20 protein-coding genes, 5 tRNA genes and 3 pseudogenes are annotated in these 23,388 nt (G+C 63.1%); 10 read left to right on the forward strand and 18 right to left on the reverse strand.

What is annotated here, in order from left to right:
- Window positions 1-30: 30 nt before the first annotated feature.
- The 3 genes and pseudogenes from ACPDZI_RS09835 to ACPDZI_RS09845 all read left to right on the forward strand — a co-directional run bounded on the left by ACPDZI_RS09835 (window position 31) and on the right by ACPDZI_RS09845 (window position 4,104).
- Window positions 31-2,067, forward strand: a complete 2,037-nt coding sequence (locus ACPDZI_RS09835) for a glycoside hydrolase family 3 protein (protein WP_438834444.1) — start codon at window positions 31-33, stop codon at window positions 2,065-2,067.
- Window positions 2,068-2,234: 167 nt separating this feature from the next.
- Window positions 2,235-3,081 (forward strand): annotated as a pseudogene (gene nfo, locus ACPDZI_RS09840) (deoxyribonuclease IV).
- Window positions 3,082-3,114: 33 nt separating this feature from the next.
- Window positions 3,115-4,104: a Gfo/Idh/MocA family protein gene (locus tag ACPDZI_RS09845; protein ID WP_438834445.1), complete on the forward strand. Its 990-nt coding sequence runs from the start codon at window positions 3,115-3,117 to the stop codon at window positions 4,102-4,104.
- Between the two features lie 105 nt (window positions 4,105-4,209).
- On the opposite strand, the gene ACPDZI_RS09850 is transcribed toward ACPDZI_RS09845, so the two are convergent.
- Window positions 4,210-5,118, reverse strand: coding sequence for a LysR substrate-binding domain-containing protein (locus ACPDZI_RS09850; RefSeq protein WP_029300743.1), 909 nt, complete (start codon window positions 5,116-5,118; stop codon window positions 4,210-4,212).
- A gap of 99 nt (window positions 5,119-5,217) precedes the next feature.
- Between ACPDZI_RS09850 and ACPDZI_RS09855 the strand changes: the two genes are divergently transcribed.
- The 4 genes and pseudogenes from ACPDZI_RS09855 (at window position 5,218) to ACPDZI_RS09870 (ending at window position 9,625) form a co-directional block, all read left to right on the forward strand.
- On the forward strand, window positions 5,218-6,201 hold the full coding sequence (locus ACPDZI_RS09855) for a TDT family transporter (RefSeq protein ID WP_049049424.1): 984 nt from the start codon (window positions 5,218-5,220) through the stop codon (window positions 6,199-6,201).
- Between the two features lie 267 nt (window positions 6,202-6,468).
- On the forward strand, window positions 6,469-7,458 hold the full coding sequence (lpxM, locus tag ACPDZI_RS09860) for a lauroyl-Kdo(2)-lipid IV(A) myristoyltransferase (protein WP_438834446.1): 990 nt from the start codon (window positions 6,469-6,471) through the stop codon (window positions 7,456-7,458).
- Window positions 7,459-7,628: 170 nt separating this feature from the next.
- Window positions 7,629-8,623: pseudogene (locus ACPDZI_RS09865) on the forward strand (lauroyl-Kdo(2)-lipid IV(A) myristoyltransferase).
- Window positions 8,624-8,764: 141 nt separating this feature from the next.
- Entirely contained in the window at window positions 8,765-9,625 is an 861-nt protein-coding gene (locus ACPDZI_RS09870; protein ID WP_029300749.1) for a PA4780 family RIO1-like protein kinase, read from the forward strand.
- Between the two features lie 66 nt (window positions 9,626-9,691).
- Here the strand turns inward: ACPDZI_RS09870 and ACPDZI_RS09875 are convergent, their stop codons facing one another.
- The 3 genes from ACPDZI_RS09875 to ACPDZI_RS09885 all read right to left on the reverse strand — a co-directional run bounded on the left by ACPDZI_RS09875 (window position 9,692) and on the right by ACPDZI_RS09885 (window position 12,145).
- Window positions 9,692-10,204, reverse strand: coding sequence for a GNAT family N-acetyltransferase (locus tag ACPDZI_RS09875; protein ID WP_438834447.1), 513 nt, complete (start codon window positions 10,202-10,204; stop codon window positions 9,692-9,694).
- The gene (locus tag ACPDZI_RS09880) at window positions 10,204-11,442 is read right to left on the reverse strand and encodes a GGDEF domain-containing protein (protein WP_438834448.1); all 1,239 of its coding nucleotides are present in this window, start codon (window positions 11,440-11,442) and stop codon (window positions 10,204-10,206) included. Before ACPDZI_RS09880 ends, ACPDZI_RS09875 begins: the two co-directional genes overlap by 1 nt.
- A gap of 208 nt (window positions 11,443-11,650) precedes the next feature.
- Window positions 11,651-12,145, reverse strand: coding sequence for a prolyl-tRNA synthetase associated domain-containing protein (locus ACPDZI_RS09885; RefSeq protein WP_438834449.1), 495 nt, complete (start codon window positions 12,143-12,145; stop codon window positions 11,651-11,653).
- A gap of 205 nt (window positions 12,146-12,350) precedes the next feature.
- Between ACPDZI_RS09885 and ACPDZI_RS09890 the strand changes: the two genes are divergently transcribed.
- Window positions 12,351-14,780, forward strand: a complete 2,430-nt coding sequence (locus ACPDZI_RS09890; protein WP_438834450.1) for a DNA polymerase II — start codon at window positions 12,351-12,353, stop codon at window positions 14,778-14,780.
- 132 nt (window positions 14,781-14,912) lie between these two features.
- Here ACPDZI_RS09890 and ACPDZI_RS09895 read toward each other — a convergent pair.
- From ACPDZI_RS09895 to ACPDZI_RS09925, 7 genes are all read right to left on the reverse strand, one after another.
- Window positions 14,913-14,989, reverse strand: a tRNA-Val gene (locus tag ACPDZI_RS09895).
- A 37-nt stretch (window positions 14,990-15,026) separates the two neighbouring features.
- Window positions 15,027-15,103: transfer RNA gene (locus tag ACPDZI_RS09900), tRNA-Val, on the reverse strand.
- 58 nt (window positions 15,104-15,161) lie between these two features.
- Window positions 15,162-15,238: transfer RNA gene (locus ACPDZI_RS09905), tRNA-Val, on the reverse strand.
- 17 nt (window positions 15,239-15,255) lie between these two features.
- Window positions 15,256-15,332 (reverse strand) — tRNA-Val (locus ACPDZI_RS09910).
- Window positions 15,333-15,344: 12 nt separating this feature from the next.
- Window positions 15,345-15,421: transfer RNA gene (locus ACPDZI_RS09915), tRNA-Val, on the reverse strand.
- A 160-nt stretch (window positions 15,422-15,581) separates the two neighbouring features.
- On the reverse strand, window positions 15,582-16,961 hold the full coding sequence (locus ACPDZI_RS09920; protein WP_323933159.1) for an MATE family efflux transporter: 1,380 nt from the start codon (window positions 16,959-16,961) through the stop codon (window positions 15,582-15,584).
- 146 nt (window positions 16,962-17,107) lie between these two features.
- Window positions 17,108-17,314 carry a YaeP family protein gene (locus tag ACPDZI_RS09925; protein WP_005301307.1) on the reverse strand — a complete coding sequence of 69 codons (207 nt, stop codon included), beginning with the start codon at window positions 17,312-17,314 and terminating at the stop codon, window positions 17,108-17,110.
- Between the two features lie 130 nt (window positions 17,315-17,444).
- Here ACPDZI_RS09925 and ACPDZI_RS09930 point away from each other — a divergent pair, with 130 nt between their 5' ends.
- On the forward strand, window positions 17,445-18,062 hold the full coding sequence (locus tag ACPDZI_RS09930; RefSeq protein ID WP_438834452.1) for a riboflavin synthase subunit alpha: 618 nt from the start codon (window positions 17,445-17,447) through the stop codon (window positions 18,060-18,062).
- A 94-nt stretch (window positions 18,063-18,156) separates the two neighbouring features.
- On the opposite strand, the gene ACPDZI_RS09935 is transcribed toward ACPDZI_RS09930, so the two are convergent.
- The 4 genes from ACPDZI_RS09935 to ACPDZI_RS09950 all read right to left on the reverse strand — a co-directional run bounded on the left by ACPDZI_RS09935 (window position 18,157) and on the right by ACPDZI_RS09950 (window position 21,441).
- Entirely contained in the window at window positions 18,157-18,360 is a 204-nt protein-coding gene (locus tag ACPDZI_RS09935) for a CPXCG motif-containing cysteine-rich protein (protein WP_005301298.1), read from the reverse strand.
- Between the two features lie 138 nt (window positions 18,361-18,498).
- Window positions 18,499-19,158, reverse strand: coding sequence for a hexitol phosphatase HxpB (gene hxpB / locus ACPDZI_RS09940; protein ID WP_113995309.1), 660 nt, complete (start codon window positions 19,156-19,158; stop codon window positions 18,499-18,501).
- A 128-nt stretch (window positions 19,159-19,286) separates the two neighbouring features.
- A complete protein-coding gene (gene purT, locus ACPDZI_RS09945) occupies window positions 19,287-20,465 on the reverse strand; it encodes a formate-dependent phosphoribosylglycinamide formyltransferase (RefSeq protein WP_438834453.1) in 1,179 nt (392 codons plus the stop codon).
- An 85-nt stretch (window positions 20,466-20,550) separates the two neighbouring features.
- Window positions 20,551-21,441, reverse strand: a complete 891-nt coding sequence (locus ACPDZI_RS09950) for a DMT family transporter (protein ID WP_042006472.1) — start codon at window positions 21,439-21,441, stop codon at window positions 20,551-20,553.
- Window positions 21,442-21,666: 225 nt separating this feature from the next.
- On the opposite strand from ACPDZI_RS09950, the gene ACPDZI_RS09955 reads away from it, so the two are divergent.
- Window positions 21,667-22,254: an FMN-dependent NADH-azoreductase gene (locus ACPDZI_RS09955; RefSeq protein WP_194760270.1), complete on the forward strand. Its 588-nt coding sequence runs from the start codon at window positions 21,667-21,669 to the stop codon at window positions 22,252-22,254.
- A 98-nt stretch (window positions 22,255-22,352) separates the two neighbouring features.
- Here the strand turns inward: ACPDZI_RS09955 and ACPDZI_RS09960 are convergent, their stop codons facing one another.
- From ACPDZI_RS09960 to ACPDZI_RS09970, 3 genes and pseudogenes are all read right to left on the reverse strand, one after another.
- Complete coding sequence (locus ACPDZI_RS09960; protein WP_202010036.1) at window positions 22,353-22,532, reverse strand: hypothetical protein; 180 nt, start codon at window positions 22,530-22,532, stop codon at window positions 22,353-22,355.
- A gap of 163 nt (window positions 22,533-22,695) precedes the next feature.
- Window positions 22,696-22,885 (reverse strand): annotated as a pseudogene (locus tag ACPDZI_RS09965) (DUF4250 domain-containing protein).
- Window positions 22,882-23,352 (reverse strand): MarR family winged helix-turn-helix transcriptional regulator, encoded by a 471-nt coding sequence (locus ACPDZI_RS09970; RefSeq protein ID WP_016350842.1) that lies wholly within the window; start codon window positions 23,350-23,352, stop codon window positions 22,882-22,884. The pseudogene ACPDZI_RS09965 and the gene ACPDZI_RS09970 overlap by 4 nt, the downstream one beginning before the upstream one ends.
- Window positions 23,353-23,388 lie beyond the last annotated feature (36 nt).

Consider the following 23,388-nt stretch of genomic DNA (forward strand, 5'->3'; position numbering starts at 1 on the left):
ACTCCTACACACACAAGGAAGATAACAACAATGAAACACCACTCGCTCTCCCGAATCCGTGTTGCACTCACCATCGGGGCCCTGTTGCTGGCTGGGTGCAACGACAACGACTCCACTCCCAAGCCCGAGCAGCCGGTTCTGGGCCACCGCACCGCCACCTTGATCGAGCAGGATGGCCTGCAATTCAAGGATCTCGATGGCAACGGTACCCTGACCCCCTACGAGGACTGGCGCCTCGGCGCCGCCGAGCGGGCGCGGGATCTGGTGGGCAGGCTCACCCTGGCCCAGAAGGCGGGGTTGATGATGCATGGCACCCTGGTGCTGGACAGGAAGGGGCGGGTGAACCTCGCGGCCATGGACAAGATGCTGCGCGAGGACGGGGTCAACACCTTCATCACCCGCATGGCCGGGGATCCGGCGGCCATCGCCGCGGACAACAACACCCTGCAGGCCCTGCTGGAAGGGGTGGGATTCGGTATTCCCATGACGGTGAGCACGGATCCCCGCAACCACTTCACCCATGATCCCAACGCCACCAGCATCGGTGCCGGGGCCTTCTCCCAGTGGCCCGAGACCCTGGGACTCGCCGCCATCGGCGATGCCGACCTGGTGCAGCGCTTTGCCGACATCGCCCGTCAGGAGTACCGGGCCGTCGGCATCCATGAGGCGCTCTCGCCCCAGGCGGATCTCGCGACCGAGCCGCGCTGGGGGCGCATCAACGGTACCTTCGGGGAAGACAACCTGCTCGCCAAGTCTCTGGTCAAGGCCTACATCGAGGGCTTCCAGCAGGGGAACCAGGGAATAGGCAAGGAGAGCGTGCTCACCGTGGTCAAGCACTTCGCCGGGGCCGGTCCCCAGAAGGACGGGCTGGATGCCCACAACCCCTGGGGCAAGGAGCAGATCTACCCCGGCGGCCAGTTTGCCTACCATCTGGTGCCCTTCGAGGGCGCCTTCGAGGCCAGGGTGGGGGCCGTGATGCCCTATTACGCCATGCCCCTGGGCCTGACGCAGGATGGGCAGCCCGTCGAGGAGGTGGGGTTTGGCTTCAACCGCCAGATCATCACGGATCTGTTGCGGGGCCACTTCAAGTTTGACGGCGTGGTGCTGAGCGACTGGGGCATCGTCAATGACTGTGACAGCCGCTGCGAGCAGGGATTGACCCAGGATGAAGTCAATGCCGGGGTGAGCCCCTGGACCGTGCCCTTTGGCATGTCTTGGGGAGTGGAGAAGCTCACCAAGGCCGAGCGTTATGCCAAGGCCATCGACGCCGGGGTGGATCAGTTTGGTGGCGTTGAAGACCCAGCCCCCTTGCTGGCGGCGGTGCAGAGCGGCCTGGTGACCGAGGCGGCCATCACCACCTCGGCCGAGCGGATCCTGGAACAGAAGTTCGCCCTGGGACTGTTCGAGAACCCCTATGTGGATACCCAGGCCGCGGTGGCCCTGGTGGGCAAGGCCGAGTTCCAGCAGCAAGCCCAGGCCGCCCAAGCGGCGTCCCACGTGTTGCTGAAGAACGAGGGAGCCCTGCTGCCGCTCAAGGCGGACGGCAAACGGGTCTACCTGCACAATGTCAACGCCGAGGTGGCCAGGGCCAACGGCTATACGGTGGTGACGAGCCTGGCCCAGGCGGAGCTTGCTATCGTGCGGGTCAACGCACCGGGTGAGCAGGATCCCCGTTTCCCGTTTGGCAGCATCCACTTCGGCCAGCTCGGCTTTGCCAGCAATGATCAAGTGGTGCAGGAGACTGCCCACGATGGGGTCTACCGCGGCGCGGATGACTATGCGGCCATCCAGGCCATCGAGCAGGCCGGGGTGCCCATGGTGCTCTCCGTCTATCTGGACAGACCCGCCATCCTGACCGAGGTGGCCCCGGCGGCCCGGGTGCTGCTCGCCAACTTCGGTGCCCTGGATCAGGCGCTGTTTGATGTCATGAGCGGCACCCAGAAGGCACGCGGCAAGCTGCCCTTCGAACTGCCCTCCAGCTGGCAGGCGGTGCAGAACCAGCACCCGGACGTGGCGAAGGACTCCGCGAACCCGCTCTATCCCTATGGTGCCGGTCTGGCCTATTGAGGGCTAGCTTGGCATCTGCCATCACCAAGGCGCCTGCGGGCGCCTTTTCCATTGCCGCCATCGACAATCCCGGTTTGGCGCAAGGAGGGCAGCTTGGCATAATGGCGCCCACGTTGGCCGCCCCTTTGCTGCGCGGCCAGACCCAGCAACAGTGCAGAGGAGATGAGATGAAATTTATCGGAGCCCACGTCAGTGCGGGCCGGTGGGGTGGAGAACACCATCGCCCGTGCCCAGGCCATTGGCGCCAATGCCTTCGCCCTGTTTACCAAGAATCAGCGCCAGTGGCAGGCGGCGCCGCTCTCCGAGGCCAGCATCCGCGCCTTCAAGCTGGCCTGCGAGAAGGGGGGCTTTCGCCCCGAGCAGATCCTGCCCCACGACAGCTACCTCATCAATCTGGGTCATCCCGACCCCGACGGCCTCGCCAAGTCCCGTGACGCCTTTCTGGACGAAATGAAGCGCTGCGAACAGCTGGGGCTCTGCTACCTCAATTTTCATCCGGGTAGCCACCTGAAGCAGATCCCGGAGGCGGCCAGCCTCAAGCTGGTGAGCGAATCCATCAACTGGGCGCTGGAGCGCAGCCAGGGGGTGACGGCGGTGATCGAAAATACCGCTGGCCAGGGCACCAACCTCGGCTGGTCGTTCGAGCATCTGGCCACCATCATCGACGGGGTAGAGGACAAGAGTCGGGTCGGCATCTGCTTTGACACCTGTCACGCCTTTGCTGCCGGTTATGATCTGCGTACCCCCGAGGGGTGCGAGGCGGTGTTTGCCGACTTCGACCGTATTGTGGGGTTCGAGTACCTCAAGGGGATGCATATCAACGGCGCCAAGTGCACCTTCGGCAGCCGGGTCGATCGTCACCACAGCCTGCGCGAGGGGAACCTGGGGGAGGCGGTGTTCCATCACATCATGAATGACCAGCGCTTCGACGGCATTCCGCTGATCCTGGAGACCATCGACGAGTCCATCTGGGGTGACGAGATCCGCTGGCTGCGCAGCCTGGCGAAGGCATGATGACCGACCGGCAGACAGCATAAGGAAACAGGGATGCAACAGAGATCAAGCGACCAGCCGCTGCGCTGGGGGGTTGCCGGGGCGGGGGCCATTGCCCGCCGTTTTTGTCAGGATGTGAACGGGCACGCCAGTGGCAGCCGGGTAGTGGCGATCGCCGCCCGTGATCAAGCGCGGGCGCAGGCCTTTGCCGACGAACAGGGGTTGCCCCATGCCCATGGTAGCTATCAGGCGCTGGCGGCCAGCCCTCAGGTGGAGGCGGTCTATGTGGCGGTGATCCATCCGGAGCATGCCGCCCTGATCGAACTCATGCTGCTGGCGGGCAAGCACGTGCTGGTGGAAAAACCGGCGGTGACCAGTGTGGCGGATTGGGATCGGCTGGTGCGGCTCGCCGCCGAGCGGGGCCTGCTGTTGATGGAGGCGATGAAGGTAATGTGCTTCCCCGCCATGCGCGAATTGCTGGGGCGACTTGCGGCCCTGCCGGCACCCGACAGGCTGCGGGCCGCCTTTGGTTCGGTGCAGGCGCGGGATGGCAAGCTGTTCGACCCGGCGCTGGCTGGTGGCGCTGCCTGGGATGTGGGGGTCTACTCGCTCTGGCTCTATGCCGCCCTGTGTCACCAGCTCGGGCTGACGGCGGGTGAGCCGGAGGTCACGCTGTCTCGCCAGGAGGGCGAGGTGGATGAAGCTGCCCGCTTTGATTTTGCCGGCCCGCTCAAGGCCGAACTGGCCGCCTCCATCGTCGCGGATCTCGACAAGTCGGCCTGGCTGTCCGGGCCCGGCTGGGCGCTGGAGCTGGTGGGCAAGTGGTGGAATCCCCAGCAGATAGTGTGGCGTGGTGGCGACCCCCTGCCAGCCTGGCCGCACGATATCGCGCTGCCAGTCGGGGGAGGCGGCATGCAGCACGAGGCGGATCACTTTGCCGCCTGCGTCAGACAAGGATTGAGCGACTCGCCCTGGGTGCCGCAGGCGCTGAGCAGACAAGTGCTGGGCTGGGTCGAGCGGGGATTGCAGCCCGCGAAACGCTGAGTCACAAGGCCGAATGACAAAGAGGGAGAGCCTGGGCTCTCCCTCTTCTATTGCAGCCGATACCCCGGTGGCAAGGGCAATATGTTGCCCGATCATCTCATTGGCTCAGGTGTTGCTGATCTGGCTGGAGAGCCCATCCTCTTGGGCACGGCAAAATTGCAGAAAGCGGCGCAGGGTGGCGGAGTGATACTTCTGCCGATGCCAGATGAGGGAGAGCTGACGGGGGAAGCGACGGGTCAGGGGCAGGGCCACCAGACGGCCGGCTTGCAACCGATCCGACACCGCCAGGTGGGAAATGAAGGAGATGCCAAGCCCCTTCTCGACCGCCAGCATCACCGCCTCCAGGGTGTTGAGTTCGAGCCCCGCTTGCCAGCGCGGCAGTTCAGGCTGGATCTGTTGCTCGAACTGTTCGCGGCTGCCGGACTGGGGCTCTCGCAGTACCCAGGTCTCATCGCTCAGCTGGGCGAGGGAGAGACGGCTGCGGCCGGCGAGGGGGTGAGCGGGCTGGGCCACGATCAGCATCTCGTCGTGGAGCCAGGGCTCGCTGACCAGGTCCGGGTGGTGGTTCTCCCCCTCGATCAGCGCCAGATCCAGCTCGAAGTTGGCCAGCAGGTGGCAGAGCTGGTGGGTATTGGTGATGGTGACCCGGGGCGGCTGCCCCAGCTCCTGCTTGCTGGTGGCGAGCAGGGTCGGCAACAGGTAGTTGCCGATGGTCTGACTGGCGCCCAGACGCAGCTGACCGCTCGGCTCGGCATCCGGGCTGAACAGGGTCTCGATGTCCTGCATCCGGGTCAGCAGCTCTTCGGCCGCCGGTTGCAGCAGGCGCCCCTCGTTGTTGAGCTGCAATCTGGGGTGAATGCGATCGAACAGCGGGGTGGCGAGCTGGCGCTCCAGCTCCTGCAATGATTGGGAGACGGCACCCTTGCTCAGGCACAGTTCATTGGCGGCCAGTCCCAGATTGCCGTAACGAGCGATGGTGGCAAAGACCTTGAGTTGTTGCAGGGTCAGCTTCATGTTTTGAAATCCTGAACGATTGATTTAATTCATTTAGATATCGTAAACGATGGCCGCTCATTATCCTATGCCCATCGTCTCTCACATGAGGTTTCAGACATGATCGCAAGAACCCGTCAATCCCTAGCCGCTGCTCCGACCCCCATGGCAGGACTGGCGCTCGGGATCGCCAGTCTCGGTTGGTGCTGGGAAAATGCCGGTCACTTCGATGGCCGCCTGCAGTTGCTGGGCGCCGCCATTGCCGCCGTGCTGCTGGTGATCCTGACCTTCAAGTTTCTGCTGCACCCGCGCCTGCTGTGGCAAGATCTGGCCCACCCCGTGGTCGGCAGCGTGGTGCCCACCTATGCCATGGGCACCATGGTGGTCTCCAAGGCGGTCGGCATGCTCGACGCCGGTCTGGGGGAGGGGCTCTGGCTGTTTGCCGTGCTGCTGCACCTGGCGTTCCTGGCAACCTTCGTCTGGCATCGGGCCAAACAGTTTGAAATACACCACATGGTACCGAGCTGGTTCGTGCCGCCGGTGGGGATCATAGTCGCGGACGTCGCCTTCCCGGGCGGTCAGTTTGCGGCGCTGGCCAACGGCCTGCTCTGGTTCGGCATGCTCTGCTACGGCCTGATGCTGCCGCTGATGCTCTATCGCCTCATCTTCAGCCATGAAGTGCCGGATGCGGCCAAGCCGACCATCGCCATCCTGGCAGCTCCCGCCAGCCTGTCACTGGCCGGTTACCTGACCGTGAGCGAGGAACCCTCCCTGCTGCTGGTGGCCGTACTGCTGGGGATTGCGGTGCTGATGACCGGCATCATCTATCTGGCCTTCATCAAGCTGCTGCGCCTGCCGTTCTCACCGGGCTACGCCGCCTTCACCTTCCCGCTGGTGATCGGCGCTACCGCCCTGTTCAAGGTGAGCCACCTGGTCGAGCAGTGGCCCCAGGCGGCCGAGTATGTCGAGCAGATCCGGCTGCTGGCTCACTTCGAGCTGGGCGCCGCCACCCTGATCGTCGGCTATGTTGCCCTGCGCTACCTGATGTTCTTCCTGCCGCTCGGTAGCAGCGACGAGGTGACGCACGGCATGGTTCGCCGCTAAACAGAAGACGGCGAGAGCCGGGATACGGGGCGTTGATGAGCAACCTTGCCGCAGACAGGGGCCATCAACCGGATAATGACCAAGCGCTTCACCCTCGGGTGAAGCGCTTTTTGTACCGGTTCTGGCAGCGAAAGGTGCCATTCATGCCCGTTGGCGCCCCATTTTTTGCGCCAGCGCCCAGCCTGGGGGGACAATGATGAATTTCACTGGTATTACCTGTCAGGACGAATACAATGCAGCTCCATTTTCTTTGCTTGATCCCCATCCATGTCTTCCCATGATCCCGTGTTTGACACCCGCTTCGAGGCCAGATTCCTGCATCCCCGCTATTGGCTCAGCTGGCTGGCGCTTGGCGTACTGATGCTGCTGGCCTTCGTGCCGGTCCGTCTGCGCGACCGTCTCGCCGCCGCCCTGGCACCGCTGGTATTCCGTATCTCGAAAAAGCAGATCTATATCGCCAGAACCAACCTGGCACTCTGTTTTCCGCAAAAGAGCGAGGCCGAACGCGACGCCATCCTGATGACCTCGATCCGGGTCGGTCTCAAGAGTCTGCTCGGTTTTGGCGAGTTCTCCGTGCGCAGCCCCGCCTATCTGATGAGCCGGATGCAGGTCAGCGGCTGGGAACATATCGAAGCTGAGCAGGCCGCCGGCCGACCGGTGATCCTGGTGGTGCCCCACAGCTGGCCGGTGGATGCGGCCGGTTACTACTTCACCCGGCGCGGGGTGCCCATGTGCACCATGATGAAGCGGGCACGCAACCCGGTCTTTGACTGGCACCTCAATCGGGCCCGTGCTCGCAACGGTTGCCGGGTCTATGAGCGCAGTGCCGGCATCAAGGCGGTGATCCGTACCATCAAGGGCGGTCGCAGTTTCTTCTACCTGCCGGATCAGGATCATGGCCGCGAGAAGAGCATCTTTGCCCCCTTCTTCGGGCACCCCAAGGCGACGCTGCCGGCGTTGCCACGACTGGTGCAGGTGAGCGGCGCCAAGGCGGTGCCCTTGCTGGCCTGCTATGACGAGGCCAATCACTGCTACCGGCTGGAGATCGACGCGCCGTTTGACAACTATCCCACCGAGGATGTGATGGCCGACACCTGCCGGATGAACGACATGGTGCAGCAGCAGCTCTGCCGCGACCCCGGTCAGTACATGTGGTTCCTCAAGATCTTCGATACCCGCGAGGATCAGGTCGGCCTGGATGGTCGCTATGAGGCGGGGATCCAGCGCATCCGCAGTGGCTTGCAGCCGCTGCCCTGAGGCGACACGCCTTTATGTCATATGGCCCTGCGGGGCCATTTTTGTTGGCGATGGTGACCCGTCATGGGGGAGGGCTTCCTTGCCGGCCAGCCCGGTGGCCGGGGGCATGGCCGCCAAAGTGGAAAAATTTGTCAGGATAATTAAAATAACCGTTTATTTTCTATGACTTGATGGCGGCCATGTCCTCACACGATCCGGTTTTTGATACCTCATTTCATCCCCGTCTGCTGCATCCGCGCTGGTGGGGCAGCTGGCTGGCGCTCGGTCTGCTCTGTCTGCTGGCGCTGGTGCCCCATGGCCTGCGCGACCGGCTCGCCAACCGTCTGGCGCCCACCCTGCTGCGAATGTCAAAGAAGCAGGCCTACATTGCCGAGACCAACCTCAAGATCTGTTTTCCCGAGCTGGACGAGGCAGGCCGTCAGGCCCTGCTGCTCAAATCGATCCGGGTCGGTCTCAAGACCTTCATGGGTTTTGCCGAGTTGACCCTGCGCAGCGCCGCTCATCTGGCCAGCCGCGTCAAGGTGCGTGGCTGGGAGCATATCGAGGCAGAGCGGGCCGCCGGCCGCCGGTGATCCTGGTGGTGCCCCACACCTGGGCGGTGGACATGATCGGCCGCTACTTCGCCATTCGGGGGCTGACCATGTGCACCATGATGAAGAGCCCGAAGGATCAGGTGTTTGACTGGTACATCAACCGTGAGCGGGCCAAGGGCGGCAAGGTATATGAGCGCAGCGTCGGCATCAAGCCGGCCATCAAGGCGATCCGCAGCGGCGCCAGCTTCTTCTACCTGCCGGATCAGGATCACGGCCGCGAGGCCAGCATCTTCGTGCCTTTCTTCGGCCATCCCAAGGCGACCCTGCCGGCCCTGCCCAAACTGGTGAAACTGACCGGCGCCAGGGCGGTGCCCATTCTCGCCTGTTATGACGAGGAGGAGGGCTGCTACCGGCTGGAGATCGAGCCGCCTTTCGACCCCTATCCCGGTGCGGATCTGGTGGCCGATGTCTGTGCCATGAACGGTATGGTGGAGCAGCAGCTGCGCCAGCATCCCGAGCAGTACATGTGGTTTCTCAAGATCTTCGAGACCATGGAGCACCAGCAAGGATCGGATGGGTTCTACGAAGAGGGCATTAAGCGGATCCGTGGCGATCTCCCTCCCGGGGAGTGAGGCCGGCCGACCCGGCGGCGCGGGTTATCGCACCGGGATCATCGCGGTTGCCGGCATGCTGGGTGCCGTCAGGAAACAGGGATAGGCAAGTGGCCCGGGAGGGGCTATCTTCTGATGCGCAAATAGGGTAAAAGGGCGGCCATGAAAATTCCAAATCGAATCCAACCTCTGGTTGATGACGGCCTGGTCGATGACGTCATCAGCCGGCTGATGAGCGGCAAAGAGGCCGACGTCTATGTGGTGCGCTGCGGCGACGAGATCCGCTGCGCCAAAGTCTATAAAGAGGCATCCAAGCGCAGCTTCAAGCAGGCTGTGGTCTATCAGGAAGGGCGCAAGGTGCGCGGCAGTCGCGATGCCCGCGCCATGGAGAAAGGCTCCAAATACGGTCGCAAGCAGCACGAAGAGGTGTGGCAGAACACCGAAGTCGATGCCCTGTTCAAACTGGCGGCGGCCGGAGTGCGGGTGCCCAGGCCCTATGTCTGCCTCGATGGCGTGCTGCTGATGGAGCTCATCACCGACGAAGAGGGCAATGTCGCCCCCCGTCTCAACGACGTGGCGCTCTCTGCCGAGCAGGCGGTCATCGACCATGCCAAGGTGATCCGTTATGTGGTGCGCATGCTCTGCGCCGGCCTCATCCATGGCGATCTCTCCGAGTTCAACGTGCTGGTGGACAGCCAAGGCCCGGTCATCATCGACCTGCCCCAGGTGGTGGATGCCGCCGCCAACAACCAGGCCAAAGCCATGCTGGAGCGCGACGTCAACAACATGCGCAATTACTACGGCATGTATGCCCCCGAGCTGCTCAAAACCCGCTACGCCCGGGAGATGTGGGCCCTGTATGAAGATGGCAAGCTGACCCCGGACAGCGAGCTGACCGGCTTGTTCGAGGAGAGCCGCGAGCAGGTGGATCTCGACTCAGTGCTGCACGAGATCGAGAGCGCCCAGGAGGAGGCGTTGGCCCGTCAGGCCAGGATGAAAGCCGAAGAGGAAGACAGCTACTGATCTTGATGGTGGCCGTGGTCAGTAAAAAAAGAGCGCCTTTTGGAGCTCTTTTTTATTGTCTGCCGCTCAGCCCTGGCCCGGGACCAGTCGGTAAAATCGGATCCAGCAGCGATCGCCAGTATGGTAGCGGCGATCCAGCCATTGCCCGCCGGCGGCGGCAATGACCTTGAGCGAGGTGGGATTTGCCTCGTCACAGCTGATGAGCACGGGCTCGCTCAGCACATGGCGCTGCAGCCAGCCGAGCAGGGTGCGGGCGACGCCTTCACCCCGGCGGGTGGGGCGAGTCTCATAACCGATATGGCCGAGCCACTGGTGGGTAGCAGGGTTGTCGCCGTGGCGCAGGCGCAAGGTGGCGAGGATCTCTTCCCCTTCGAGGGCAAAATAGGTGGTGGTGGGTGGGTAGCCCGGCGGCAGATGCAGCCCATCGGCATGGGCGAGCAGGTACTGCAGCCACTGATCCGGGTCGAATTGCGCCACCTGATAGAGCGGCAACCCGGCGGCGCCACACTCGGCCACATAGCGGCGGTAGGCGGGGGCATCGGTCAGCCGAGCGGCCCGGCATTCGATGAGGGGTCGCATCAGGTCTGGGTGGCCAGGGGCCACAGCAGCCTGGGCTCGCTGTGGTGCGGCTCCTGGATGCAGGCGCGCTGGCGACCGGCCTGTTTGGCGGCATAGAGTGCCCGATCCGCGCGCAGATAGGCCTGCTCGAAGCTCTCGCCCTGCTGCAGCGAAGTCAACCCGATGCTGAGGCTGATGGGGCCGCCGGCCAGCGGCCGGGTGGCGTCTGCTACCCGCTGCTGCAGGGTCTGGCAGCAGGTCGGCAGCGTTTGCGATGTCTCCATCACCAGCAGCGCCAGCTCGTCGCCGCCAAGGCGACCAGCCAGCCCCGCCGGCGGCAGGCTCTCCCGGATCACCCGGCCCACTGCCCGCAACATGGCATCGCCGGCGGGGTGACCGTGGCGGTCGTTGATCTGCTTGAAGTTGTCCAGGTCGATGAGCAGCAGTTGCCAGGGGCGGGCACTGCGACAGGTGCGCGCCGCCAGCTGCTGCTCGAAATGGTGGCGGCTGTCCAGTCCGGTCAGGGCATCCAGGTTGGCGCGCCGCTCCAGCTCGCGCTGGGTGGCGAGCAGCGCCTGCTGCTGGCGGGTGTGCACCAGGCTCAGCAAAATGAAGCTGCGGGCGATGGTAAAGAGCAGGCTGAGCAGGATCACCGGGCCGAGCAGGGGATCGGTCAGGCTGGAGGCGGCCGACTCCGGCCACCACTGATGCTTGGCCATCCTGATAAGCTGCAAAGCCAGTTGCAGCGCGAGCAGCAAGATGGCAAAGCGCAGCACCCGGTAGGCGGGCGCCAGTCGCTGATAGCGCCAGAGCTGCCACAGCAGCAGGCACATTTGCAGCGAGATGGCTCCGGAGAGCACCACGATCCGGCTGTGTATGTCATCCTGCGGCAGCTGTGTGGCGGTGACAGCAAAGAGCAGGAAGCCGGCGAGGGCAAGAAGCGGGCAGAGCCAGCCGAAACGGTCGGCCTCGCGCCGAAAGAAATGGCGCAGCCCCCGTTCATAAAGTAGCGGGGTGGTGATGATCAGCAGGTTGGTAAGCAGGATATTGGCAAGGGAGCTATCCCCCGTGAGGGTTCGCAGCAGCAGGCAGCCAAAGGCGGCGGCGATGGCCAGTTCGCTGGCCGACCAGTAGAGCAGGGAACGCAGCGGTCGCTGGGTATGCCACAGGTAGGCGAAGATGGCCGCAACCCCGATGTGCGACAGGCTGACGAACAGCACCAGACTCAGCAACTGGGCCGAGGAAAACAGACTCTGCATCAAGGGTGTGGGCTCTTCCTGCCGGGAACGGCGCTGCGACCTCAGGGCCGGGTAATTGGGCCGGATCACAGCATGAATTGTGCAGCTGAGCAATGGTTTAAGTGATCCGGGCACGATCGCGGCAACAACCGCCACAAGAGGGCTGCTGACTCGATTAATCAGGGAAGGGGTATGACGCCGGGGTGTCTATGCTTCCCTCATTTCTAGGTCAGTCGCTCACGACCGGCAGCCGCATGACGGTGGTCTCCCGGTCGAGGTGGGCCAGCAGGCGGCGCACGTCGTCGAGGCGGATAAGCAGGGTGGCGGTATTGACCAGCGGGTGGCACTGCACCCGCTCGGCCTGCCAGATCGTTTCATCCACCACCAGCTCCACCGCTTTTTCCCTGTCGCGCACCATGGCGAGCAGGGTGACCGAACCCGGGGTGAGGCCAAGCACTGCCTCGAGCCGCTCTGGCGAGCCAAAGCTCAGCCGCTTGACGCCAAGGGCGGTTGCCAGTGCCTTGAGATCGACCCGGCTCTCTTCCGGCGTCACCACCAGAAACAGCCGCTCGCTTTTCGGGTCGCGCAAAAAGAGGTTCTTGGTCTTGGCGGCGGGCAGGTCGGGCAGCAGCCGGCTGGCTTCCTCGCAGGTGAAGACGGGGGCGTGATCGATGCGCTGATAGGGAATGGCCAGCTGATCCAGCAGAGAGTAGAGCGCCACCATGACCTCCTGATGTCGGGTAAAGAGTGGGTGATAAAAGCGTGGCGAATAAAGCCACCACCGGCAGTAGCTGCGACTCTGCCCGAGCTTACCAGTTTGCGGTGTGACTCGCAGCCTGCGTGGCCATGGCGGCTGGGCGTGCTGATTGCAGCAAAGCACTGTATGAACGTACAATGGTTCCATCCCAGCGTTGACCCCAGTAGCCTGCATGACCGAGATCCAGCCTGTTCCCCCCGTTACTCTGCCACTCGATGGCTTTATCCTGACCCGTCACGGGCGGGATGTGCGTGGTCGCAACGGACAAGGCGAACACACCGAGATCGTGATGTGGCTCTGGAGTGCACAGGGGCCGGTGCGACTGGTGGTGCCAGGACAGGAGCCTGTCTTCTTCCTGCCACAAAGCCATATGGAAGAAGCCGCCGAGCTGTTCAAGGGGGCCGGGGTGAGCGGGCGGTTTCGCCGCCTGCCGATGCACACCTTTGACGGCCGCGCCGTTGTGGGCTGCTACTTTGCCACCTTGAGCTCCTTTCACCGTGCCATCGAGCTGCTGCTCATCCGCGGGCTGGAGCACTTCGAGGCGGATATCCGGCTGCCGGAGCGCTATCTGATGGAGCGTTTCATCACCGCCGGCGTGCGCTTCGAGGGGCGCACCCTCAAGAAAGGGGGCAAGCACGGCTACTGGGAGGTAAACGAGGCGCGCTGCGCACCGCAGGCGGTGACGCCGACCCTCTCCTGGGTGTCGCTGGACGTGGAGTGTGCCATGGACGGGGCGCTCTTCTCGGTGGGGCTCTATAGCGAAGAGGATGCGCGAGTCATCATGATCGGAACGCCGGAGGCGGATGCCGACAGCTGGGGGACCCAGGTCGAATGGGTGGCGGACGAAAGCGCCCTGCTGAGTGCGCTGGAGCGCTGGTTTGTGCGGCACGACCCGGATCTGGTCATCGGCTGGAACGTGGTCAACTTCGATTTTCGCCTGCTGCTGCGCCGCGCCGAGCTCAACAAGCGGCGGCTGCGGCTGGGGCGCGGCCACGAGCTCTGCTTCTGGCGATCATCGCGCAATGACCCCCAGAGCGGCAGCGTCATCATTCCCGGGCGCATGGTGCTGGATGGCATCGACACCCTCAAAAGCGCCACCTGGCAGTTCCCGAGCTACAGCCTGGATGCGGTGGCAAGCGAATTGCTCGGCCGCGGCAAGGATATCGAGGATGTGGCCAACCGGGGGGAGAAGATCACCGAGCTGTTCCACTCCGACAAGGAGGCGCTGGCCCGCTACAACCTGGAGGATTGCCGGTTGGTGTGGGAGATCTTCGATTTCTGCCACCTCATCCCCTTTGCCATCGAGCGTGCCTCCCTAACCGGCCTTGAGCTGGACCGGGTAGGGGGCTCGGTGGCGGCGTTTACCAATCTCTACCTGCCGCGGCTGCATCGCGGCGGCTACGTGGCGCCCAATCTGCCGGCCGACGGCGGGCTGGCAAGCCCTGGCGGCTATGTGATGGACTCCAAACCCGGCCTCTATCGCCACGTGCTGGTGCTCGATTTCAAGAGCCTCTATCCCAGCATCATCCGCACCTTCTGCATCGACCCCATGGGGCTCATCGAGGGGCTGCAGCATCCTGAGCACGCCATTCCGGGCTTTCGCGGCGCCATGTTCTCCCGCGAGCGCCACTTCCTGCCGGATCTCATCGCCACCTTGTGGGCGGCGCGGGATCGGGCCAAGGCTGCCAGCAACAAGGCGCTCTCCCAGGCCATCAAGATCATCATGAACTCCTTCTACGGGGTCTTGGGCTCGGGGGGCTGCCGCTTCTACGACCCAAGGCTTGCCTCCTCCATCACCTTGCGCGGTCACGGTATCATGCAGCAGACCCGGGAGTGGATCGAAGGGGAGGGTTTCGAGGTGATCTATGGTGACACCGACTCCACCTTCGTGCACCTGGGGCGGGATGCCAGCCCCGAGCAGGCGGACGAAATCGGCCGGCGGCTGGCGAAGATGATCAACGACAACTGGGCTGCGCTGATCAAGCGCGAGTTCAACCTGCCGAGCTATCTGGAGATCCAGTACGAGACCCACTATCGCCGCTTCTTGATGCCCACCATTCGCGGGCTGGAGAAGGGGAGCAAGAAGCGCTATGCGGGGCTGGTGGCAGGCCATCAGGCAGGCGAAGAGGAGCAACTGGTGTTCAAGGGGCTCGAATCGGTGCGCACCGACTGGACGCCCCTTGCCAAGGCGTTTCAGACCCGCCTCTATGAAATGGTGTTTCACGACCAGGATCCCAGCGGTTATGTGCGCACCATGGTGGACGAGACCCGGGCCGGCCAGCACGACGAGCTCTTGGTCTATCGCAAGCGGCTGCGCCAAAAACTCGAGGAGTACCAGAAGAACGTGCCACCCCATGTGCGGGCGGCGCGTCTGGCGGACGAGGAGAACTTACGCCGCGGCCTGCCCCAGCGCTACCAGCACAGGGGCTCCATCGCCTACCTGATGACTCTCAATGGCCCCGAGCCGCTGGAATACCGGCGCAGTGCCATCGACTACGAGCACTACATCGACAAGCAGCTCAAACCCATTGCCGATGCGATCCTCCCCTTTATCGGCGAGTCGTTCGAGCGGATCTGCGGTCAACAGCTCGATCTCTTCTGAGCGGCGTGGAGAGGGGAGCGGTTGACCTGCCGGACACGGTTGAGCGTATGGCGGGTTCGGCCGTGAGGATGCCGCGAGAAGCAGGAAAGGGGAAATGCAAAAAGCCCGCTCGAGGAGCGGGCTTTTCTAATCTGGTGCGTCCTAGTGGATTCGAACCACCGACCCCCACCATGTCAAGGTGATGCTCTAACCAGCTGAGCTAAGGACGCAGGGTGCGCGAGGCGACTTTATCTGATTGCGGGGGAGTGGTGGGTTTAATTGGATTCGAACCAACGACCCCTACCATGTCAAGGTAGTGCTCTAACCAACTGAGCTATAAACCCACATCTGTGCTTGAGCCATCAGCTCACACTCAATTCCTGCAACTTATTCAAACTGTTATGGTGCGTCCTAGTGGATTCGAACCACCGACCCCCACCATGTCAAGGTGATGCTCTAACCAGCTGAGCTAAGGACGCATAACAGGTTTCCATGATGGTGCGTCCTAGTGGATTCGAACCACCGACCCCCACCATGTCAAGGTGGTGCTCTAACCAGCTGAGCTAAGGACGCATCACGGAAAAGTGGTGGGTTTAATTGGATTCGAACCAACGACCCCTACCATGTCAAGGTAGTGCTCTAACCAACTGAGCTATAAACCCACTTTGCAAACCGGGTCAGAAACCCGTTTCACCACACCAGCACTGCTGGCGTGGTCGGCATACTACCCATGCCCCCCAAGGCTGTCAACAGGCCGCACGCACAAAGCAGACTGTTTGCCCAGTTCTTGCGCAGCCTGTTGATTTTGCAGGCGAGTTTGCCCTATTGCGCCTTGGAGAGGGCGCTGCAGGCCTCCGGGCTGGCAAAGCGGCCATAGATGTAGCGCAGCCGGGCTCCCAGCATCAGGGCGGCGCCGGTCAGACCGACGATGAAACCGATCCAGAAGCCCTGCGGCCCCATGCGTGGCACCACCCAGTCGGTCAGGCCCAGGATCATGCCGGTGGGTAGTCCGAGGCCCCAGTAGGCGACGATGGTGACGTAGAAGATCGCCTTGGTGTCCTTGTAACCGCGCAGAGCGGCTGCGGCCACCACCTGTACCGAGTCGGAGATCTGATAGATGGCGGCGAAGAACAGCAGTATGGCCGCGAGGGTGATCACCTGCAGGTCGTCGGTGTAGATACTGGCGATATGCTCGCGCAGCAGCACGGTGAGGGCGGCGGTACCGGCAGCCACCGCCATGCCCAGCATCAGGCCGGTGCGGGCGGCGACACGGGCGTGCGCGGGCTGACCCTCGCCGATGCTGTGGCCGACCCGGATGGTGACACCCACCCCAATCGACAAGGGCAGCATAAACACCAGGCTGGAGAAGTTGAGGGCTATCTGGTGGCTCGCCACCGTCTCTGCACCGAAGGGGGCCAGCATCAGGGCCACCACGGTAAACAGGGTTACCTCGCAGAAGATGGCCATGGCGATGGGAAAGCCCAACCGGAACAGGCGCCAGATCCGGCTGCCGTTGGGGCGCGCGAGCCGGGAGAACAGGTTGATCTCCTTGAAGTGGGAGGAGAGCTTCACATAGACGATCATCGCCAGCAGCATGGCCCACAGCACGATGGCGGTAGCCACGCCGCAACCGACCCCGCCCAGTTTCGGCATGCCGAGGTGGCCGTGGATGAAGACATAGTTGGCGGGAATATTGACCGCCAGCCCCACGAAGCCGATCACCATGGTTGGCATGGTGTGGGAGAGCCCTTCGCTGAAGTTGCGCAGCACCTGAAACATCACGAAGGCGGGCAGGCCCCACATGATGGCGTGCAAAAAGCCGGTGGTCTTGGCGGCCATCACCGGATCCACGTCCATGAGCTGCAGCGCCAGCGGGCTGAAATAGAGTGCCAGCATGGCGATCGGGATCACCATCAGCGCCAGCCAGAAGCCCTGATGGACCGCCGGACGTACCTCGTCCCGCTTGCGGGCCCCGTTGAGCTGGGAAACGATGGGAGTGAGGGCCATGATGATGCCCTGGGTCAGCAAGATGATCGGCAGCCAGAAACTGGAGGCCACCGACACCGCCGCAAGATCCACGGCGCTGACCTGGCCCGCCATCACGGTATCGACGAAGCTCATGGCGACCTGGGCCACCTGGGCCACCAGAATGGGACTGGCTAGACGAACGAGTTGCCTCGCCTCGGACCAATAACGTTGCACTGACACCTCCGAGTGGATCAGATAAAGCGTAAAAAGAACGGGTAGCGGGAAGGGCCTTTGCACTCCCGAAACGGGAATGCAAAGTGCGGGGGGGTCATTCTAGCCTGAAATTCATCCGGGACGAAACGTTTGGCGCAAGGGCCGGATCAGGCGTCCTCGTGATCGCTGATCAGCAGATTGGCGGCGGCGTAGGCGGCCTGTTCGCGCAGATCTGCCGGCACCCGCTCGTCCGATGCCACGGCGTTGAGCGCCCTGATGGTGGCGGCAATGGCCTGCGGCACATAGCCCTGCTCCCCGGAGCCAATCTGGTTGTAGGCGATGCGAATGGCCTCACAGCATTGATATACCTGCATTTTTATTTCCTTGTCAGCGCTGGTTTGAATGCCGTCACTATAGCGATCGGCCGCCTGCTTGTCAGCGGTTGCGCTTGTCTGGGTCGTGTGGCGAGGTTACCCTGCCTTTTTTCGTAGCAGGAGACGAGACATGTTCACCGGCATAGTACAGGGGACCGCCGAACTGGTGGCCATCGACGAGCTGCCCAACTTTCGTACCCACGTGATCCGCATGCCGAGCCCGGCCTGGGGCGAGGGGCTGGCGCTGGGCGCCTCCGTGGCCCACAACGGCTGCTGCCTGACCGTCACCCGGGTCGAGGGGGAGCTGGTCAGCTTCGATCTGATGCAGGAGACCCTGCGCCTCACCAACCTCGGTCAGCTGCAGCCGGGAGACAAGGTCAACGTGGAGCGGGCCGCCCGCTTTGGCGACGAGATTGGTGGCCACGCCATGTCCGGCCACATCATGGGCACCACACAGGTGGTGTCGGTCATCGATACCCCCAACAACCGGCAGGTGTGGTATCGCCTCGCCCCAACGCTTATGAAATACGTGCTGACCAAGGGTTACATCGGCATCGACGGTATCAGCCTGACGGTGGGTGAGGTGCGCGGCAACGAGTTCTGCGTCAATCTCATTCCTGAGACGCTGGCTCGCACCAACCTGGGTTGGGTCAAAGCCGGCTGGCACACCAACATCGAGATTGACCCCCAGACTCAGGCCATCGTCGACACGGTGGAGCGGGTACTGGCGGCCCGTCAGCCGGGATAAGTTGACCAACCAATGTGCCCCCGGCCATTTGCCATAGAATAAGGGCCTGCATCATGCAGGCCCTTGGCGATCTTGTGGGTGGGTTCACTCGCAGTCAGAACATCTGTTCGTCGTCTGCGTCCACAAACAGTTGCAGGCAGTCGCGCGCCTCATCCCGGTGCAGTCGCAGGTGGATGGGGTTGCAGCAGGCCATGCAATCCTCGTAGAACTCCTGATCCCCCTGGCTGGCATCCAGCTCGACCCGGGTATGATGGCCACAGTGGGGGCAGACGATGCGCTTGCTGGTGTACTCGATCATGATGACCTCCTCGGGCCCGTGGGCCGCCTCTCTCCCCTGATTCTAGTTGGTTCGCACTGTCCTGACCGCGAGCAAGCGCACGTTTATGACCGGGATCAAGGGAGGCAGGAGGTCACTCCGGCAGCACCTGCGTGCTGTTTACTTGACCCAGTTGGCCAGCATCTCGGCATCCAGCTCGCTCAGGGAGAAGAGCTGGTGATCGGCAATAGCCAGACGGGGATCGCCCACCAGCGCGGGGTCGGGTACGATCAGCGCCTTCATGGAGGCCGCCTTGGCTGCCAGCAGGCCGGTGAAGCTGTCTTCGATGGCCAGACAATGCACCGGCTCCACCCCCAGCTTCTCGGCGGCGTGGATATAGACATCCGGGTGCGGCTTGCCGAAGCGCTCCACCTCGGCGGAGTGAACCGCCAGGAAGCGATCGCGGATGCCGAGCTTGCCGAGCACCGCTTCCACCATGGCAAAGGGGGAGGAGGTGGCCAGACCCACCTTGAGGCCTTGCGCCTCGATGAGATCGAGCGCTTCCAGCACGCCGGCCTTGGCCTGACCTTCAGAGAGGATCAGCGCGTTGACCCGATCCAGGATGCGCTGCACCACCTCTTCCTGGCTGGGGCCACTCCAGGGGCGCAGGCGATACCAGTGGGCCACCAGCTGATCGATACGCACGCCGATGGTCGATTCGCAGTCTTCCACCGTGTGGGGATGTCCCAGCTCGGAGAACACGGCCATCTGGGCCCGTTGCCAAAAGGGTTCCGAGTCGATCAGAACACCATCCATATCGAAGATCACGGCAGTTAACATCTTGTACTCCTGACATAGGTGAAGGGGGGATTATAAGCGAGGCGCCTCAATGCAAAAGGGGCATTACCATGCCCCTTGCGCCGGATCACGTAGGCAAACGTTTGTTTGTGCGAGACAAAAAACAGTGGTCAGAAGAGCACGTCCACCCTGGCGGCCACGGCTTTGGTCTGCTCGACGGCGGTGAGGCAATCTTCAGCCCGGGCCAGCGCCACGCCGAGCCGGCGGCGACCGGCGATCTCCGGCTTGCCAAACAGACGCAGCTGGGCACCCGGTACCAGGGCCAATGCTTCGCCAATCCCCTGATAGCGGATGTCCTGGCTGTGACCTTCGCGCAGCACCACGGCGGAGGCGCTCGGTCCGTACTGGGTGATGGTGCCGATGGGCAGCCCCAGAATGGCGCGCACGTGCAGGGCGAACTCGGAGAGATCCTGGGAGATGAGGGTCACCATGCCGGTGTCGTGGGGGCGCGGCGAGACTTCGCTGAACCACACCTCGTCACCCCTGATGAAGAGCTCGACCCCGAACAGGCCGTAGCCGCCCAGCGCCTCAACCACCTTGGCTGCTACCTCTTTGGAGCGGGCCAGCGCCAGTTCGCTCATGGCTTGCGGCTGCCAGGATTCGCGGTAGTCGCCATCCTCCTGCCGATGGCCGATGGGCTGACAGAAGTGGATGCCGTCGACGGCACGTACCGTAAGCAGGGTGATCTCGTACTCGAAGGGGACAAAACCCTCGACGATCACCTTGCCGCGACCGGCGCGACCGCCCTCCTGGGCATAGGTCCAGCTCTCGTTAAGCTTGGCGAGATCGCGCAGCACGCTCTGGCCCTTGCCGGACGAGCTCATCACCGGCTTCACCACGCAGGGCAGGCCGATGGTGTCAACGGCGGCGACGAACTCCTCCTTGCTCTGGGCAAAACGGTAGGGGGAGGTGGGCAGGCCCAGCGTCTCGGCGGCGAGCCGGCGGATCCCCTCCCGGTTCATGGTGAGCTGGGTGGCGCGGGCGTTTGGCACCACCTTGACCCCCTCCTGCTCCAGGGCGGCCAAGGTATCGGTGGCGATGGCTTCAAGCTCGGGAATGATCAGGTCCGGTTTGACCTCGTTGACCAGGGCGCGCAGGGCGGCGCCGTCCAGCATGTCCAGCACATGAGCGCTGTGCGCCACCTGCATGGCGGGGGCATCGGCATAGCGGTCGGCGGCGATCACCTCGATGCCGAAGCGTTGCAGCTCGATGGCGACCTCCTTGCCAAGTTCGCCGGAGCCGAGCAGCAGGGCGCGGGTGGCGCCGGGGCGGGTAGCGGTTCCAAACATGTGATCTCTCCTGATGTCGTGAGTGATGGTTGATGGCCGCTATTGCGCGAATAGCGGGCAAAAAAAGAGGCACGCATGGCGTACCTCAGGAAACGGATTTGTGGGCGCGCTGCTCCAGATGGGTGAGCAGGGTGATGGCGCCGATGATGATGGCGGCCCCGAGCCACAATCGACCGGGCGGCGCCCAGCCAAACACCAGCCAGCCGGCCAGCACGTTCATCGGCAGCTTGGCAAAATCAAAGGGTTGCACGAACGAGGCCTCGGCCACGCTGTAGGCGCGGGCGATGGACATCTGGGCCAGTGCCGACAGTACGCCGGAGGCAGCCACCAGCAGCCACTGGGTTTCGCTCGGCCACTGCCACTCCGGCAGCGCCAGCATGGCGTTGAACGGGGTGCTGAAGATGAGCAGGTAGACGACGATGGTGTGGGACGACTCGCTCGCCGCCTGATAGCGCACCAGCAAGGAGTAGCCGGCCCAGAACAGGGCCGCCGCCACCGGCAGCAGGGAGGCCCAGCTGAAATCGTCGGTCCAGGGGGCCAGGATCAGCATGGCGCCGACAAAACCGGCCAGGGTTGCCAGAATGCGGGCCCGGCTCACCTGCTCTTTGAGAAAGAGAGCGGAACCCAGGGTGGCGAACAGCGGCGAGGTCATCAGCAGCGCGATGCCCTGCCAGATGGGAACGGGCACCGCCAGCGCCCACAGCCAGAACTGGATGCCGACCACCGCCAGGGCGACCCGCAGCAGGTGCAGCCGCAGCTGGTTAGTCATCAGCGACTGGCGCAGACCGTGACGAATGAGCCAGGGCAGCAGGCAGACCAGGGCAATCAGATATTGATGGAAGGCGACCTGGGTCGAAGGAAGGCCGAGCTTGAAGCTGACATACTGGCTCAGGCTGTTGACGGCGGCGAAGCAGAGGCCCGCTACCATCATCCAGACTGCACCGGCAAAGGGAGAGTGCCTGCGCGAGGGTGTCATGGGATCCGGAACGCTGAAAAAAGTGCGGCGGATCATAACGGCAATCGTTTGTTCTGCCAAGCCTTGGCGGGGCGGGGGAGCGGTGGCTGGCGAGAGAGTGAGCTAACATCAAATATTTTGAATAAGTTGAGCATCTATTTTCGCTATCTGTATAGAAGCCCAATGTTTAGAGTGACCTCCATCGACAGCACAGCTGTTCAACCGACAACCAAATGGAGTTTCACCATGGCCAATATCCTCGTACTCAAGTCCAGCATCCTGGGCCAATATTCCCAATCCAACGCCCTGATCGACGGCTTTCTGGCCGACCATCAGTCCGACACCGTCACTGTGCGTGATCTGGCGGCCCTGAACCTGCCGGTACTGGATGGCGAGCTGGCTTCTGGCCTGCGCGGTGGTGAGAACCTCAATGAGCGTCAGCTGGCCGTGCTGGCACAGTCTGACGAGCTGATCGCCGAATTGAAGGCGAGCGATCTGGTGGTGATTGCGGCCCCCATGTACAACTTCAACATTCCGACCCAGCTGAAAAACTGGATCGATCTGGTGGCCCGCGCCGGCGTCACCTTCCGTTACACTGAAACCGGTCCGGTCGGCCTGGTGGAAAACACCCGCGCCCTGGTGATCAGCCCCCGCGGTGGCATGCACGTCGGCAGCGCCACCGATCTGGTGACCCCCTACATGCGTACCGTGCTGGGCTTCATCGGCATCAAGGACGTGGACTTCATCTACGCCGAAGGCATGGGCATGGGCCCGGATGCCCAGGCCAAGGGCATCGAGCAGGCCAAAGGTCAGCTGGAGACCCTGGCACTCTGATCAAGATGGCAATGTGCCTGGCGTCAGAAAGCGACAACGCAGCCCTCGGGCTGCGTTGTCTATTTTGGGGCCTTGCGTGGCCACTGGGGCTGGGCAGGTCAATCCCGCAGAAAGCGGCGACAGCCGCTGCCAACCATCAGGCAGACCGCCACCAGAGAGCCCAGCAGCAGGGTGGTGAGCCACTGCTCGGTGCTGTCGGGCAGGCGCGGTGAGAAGAGGCTGATCATCAGCAGGGCACAGAGGGTGATCAGGCTGGTTGGGCGGGTCAGGAACATCATGGGTCATCCTTGGCTGCGGCTGGTGAGTAGAAGGCTAACCGCGGTCTGTGACAGCAAGATGTATCCATACCTCTTGCCGCAGGTCAGTTGACCGGGTTAGCCATCACCATAGCAGCTTTTGCCGCCGGAGCCAGCGGCATGGGCCGGGTTGTGATCCGGATCCCTATCTGAACTGCTTCTGATCTTCCTGATAGTGGAAATCGCCGCTGGCCAGCCTGGCGACCAGCGCTTCCTTGTCTCAGATCCTGCGACTTGCAGAGATCATCGAGATCATCGAAGCGATCACGCAGCTGCATGTTGACCAGGCTCAGCAGCATGTTGACGTCCATGGTGGCAAAGTTGTTCAGGTTCATGAGGGGCGCTCGCTATCCAGCAGGTGAAGTTGTTCGATGGCGTCGCTGACGCTTTGCAGGTGCAGACGAATGGATTGACGCGCCTCGGCCGGCAGGTAGTCGGTGAGGGTGTGCTGCCAGCTGCCCGCTTCGGTCTTGAGCTGCTGGAACAGGGTGAGCCCCGCCTGGGTGAAAGAGACCAGGCTGACCCGCTTGTCGTGCTCGCTGCTCTCGGTGAACAGGATCCCTTTTTCCACCAGCCGGTGAATTTCGCGGGAGATCCGCACCTTGTCCATCCCGCTCGCCTCGACCAGCTCTTTCTGGCTGATGGGGTAGTTGGGGCCGAGCACCATCATCAGGCGCCATTGGGGCACCGTCAGCTGATAGCGCTGCTGGTAAAACTGCTCAAAGGTGTCGCGCACCATCTCGGCGGCGTGAACCAGCTGATAGGGGGGATAGTGGGCAAGCAGCTCTATGATCTTTGACATATGACATCCTGCTGTGACGGCTGCATCGGGTGCAGT

The sequence above is a fragment of the Aeromonas oralensis genome, assembly GCF_049665575.1.
In the GTDB taxonomy this organism is placed as follows: Bacteria; Pseudomonadota; Gammaproteobacteria; order Enterobacterales; family Aeromonadaceae; genus Aeromonas; species Aeromonas hydrophila.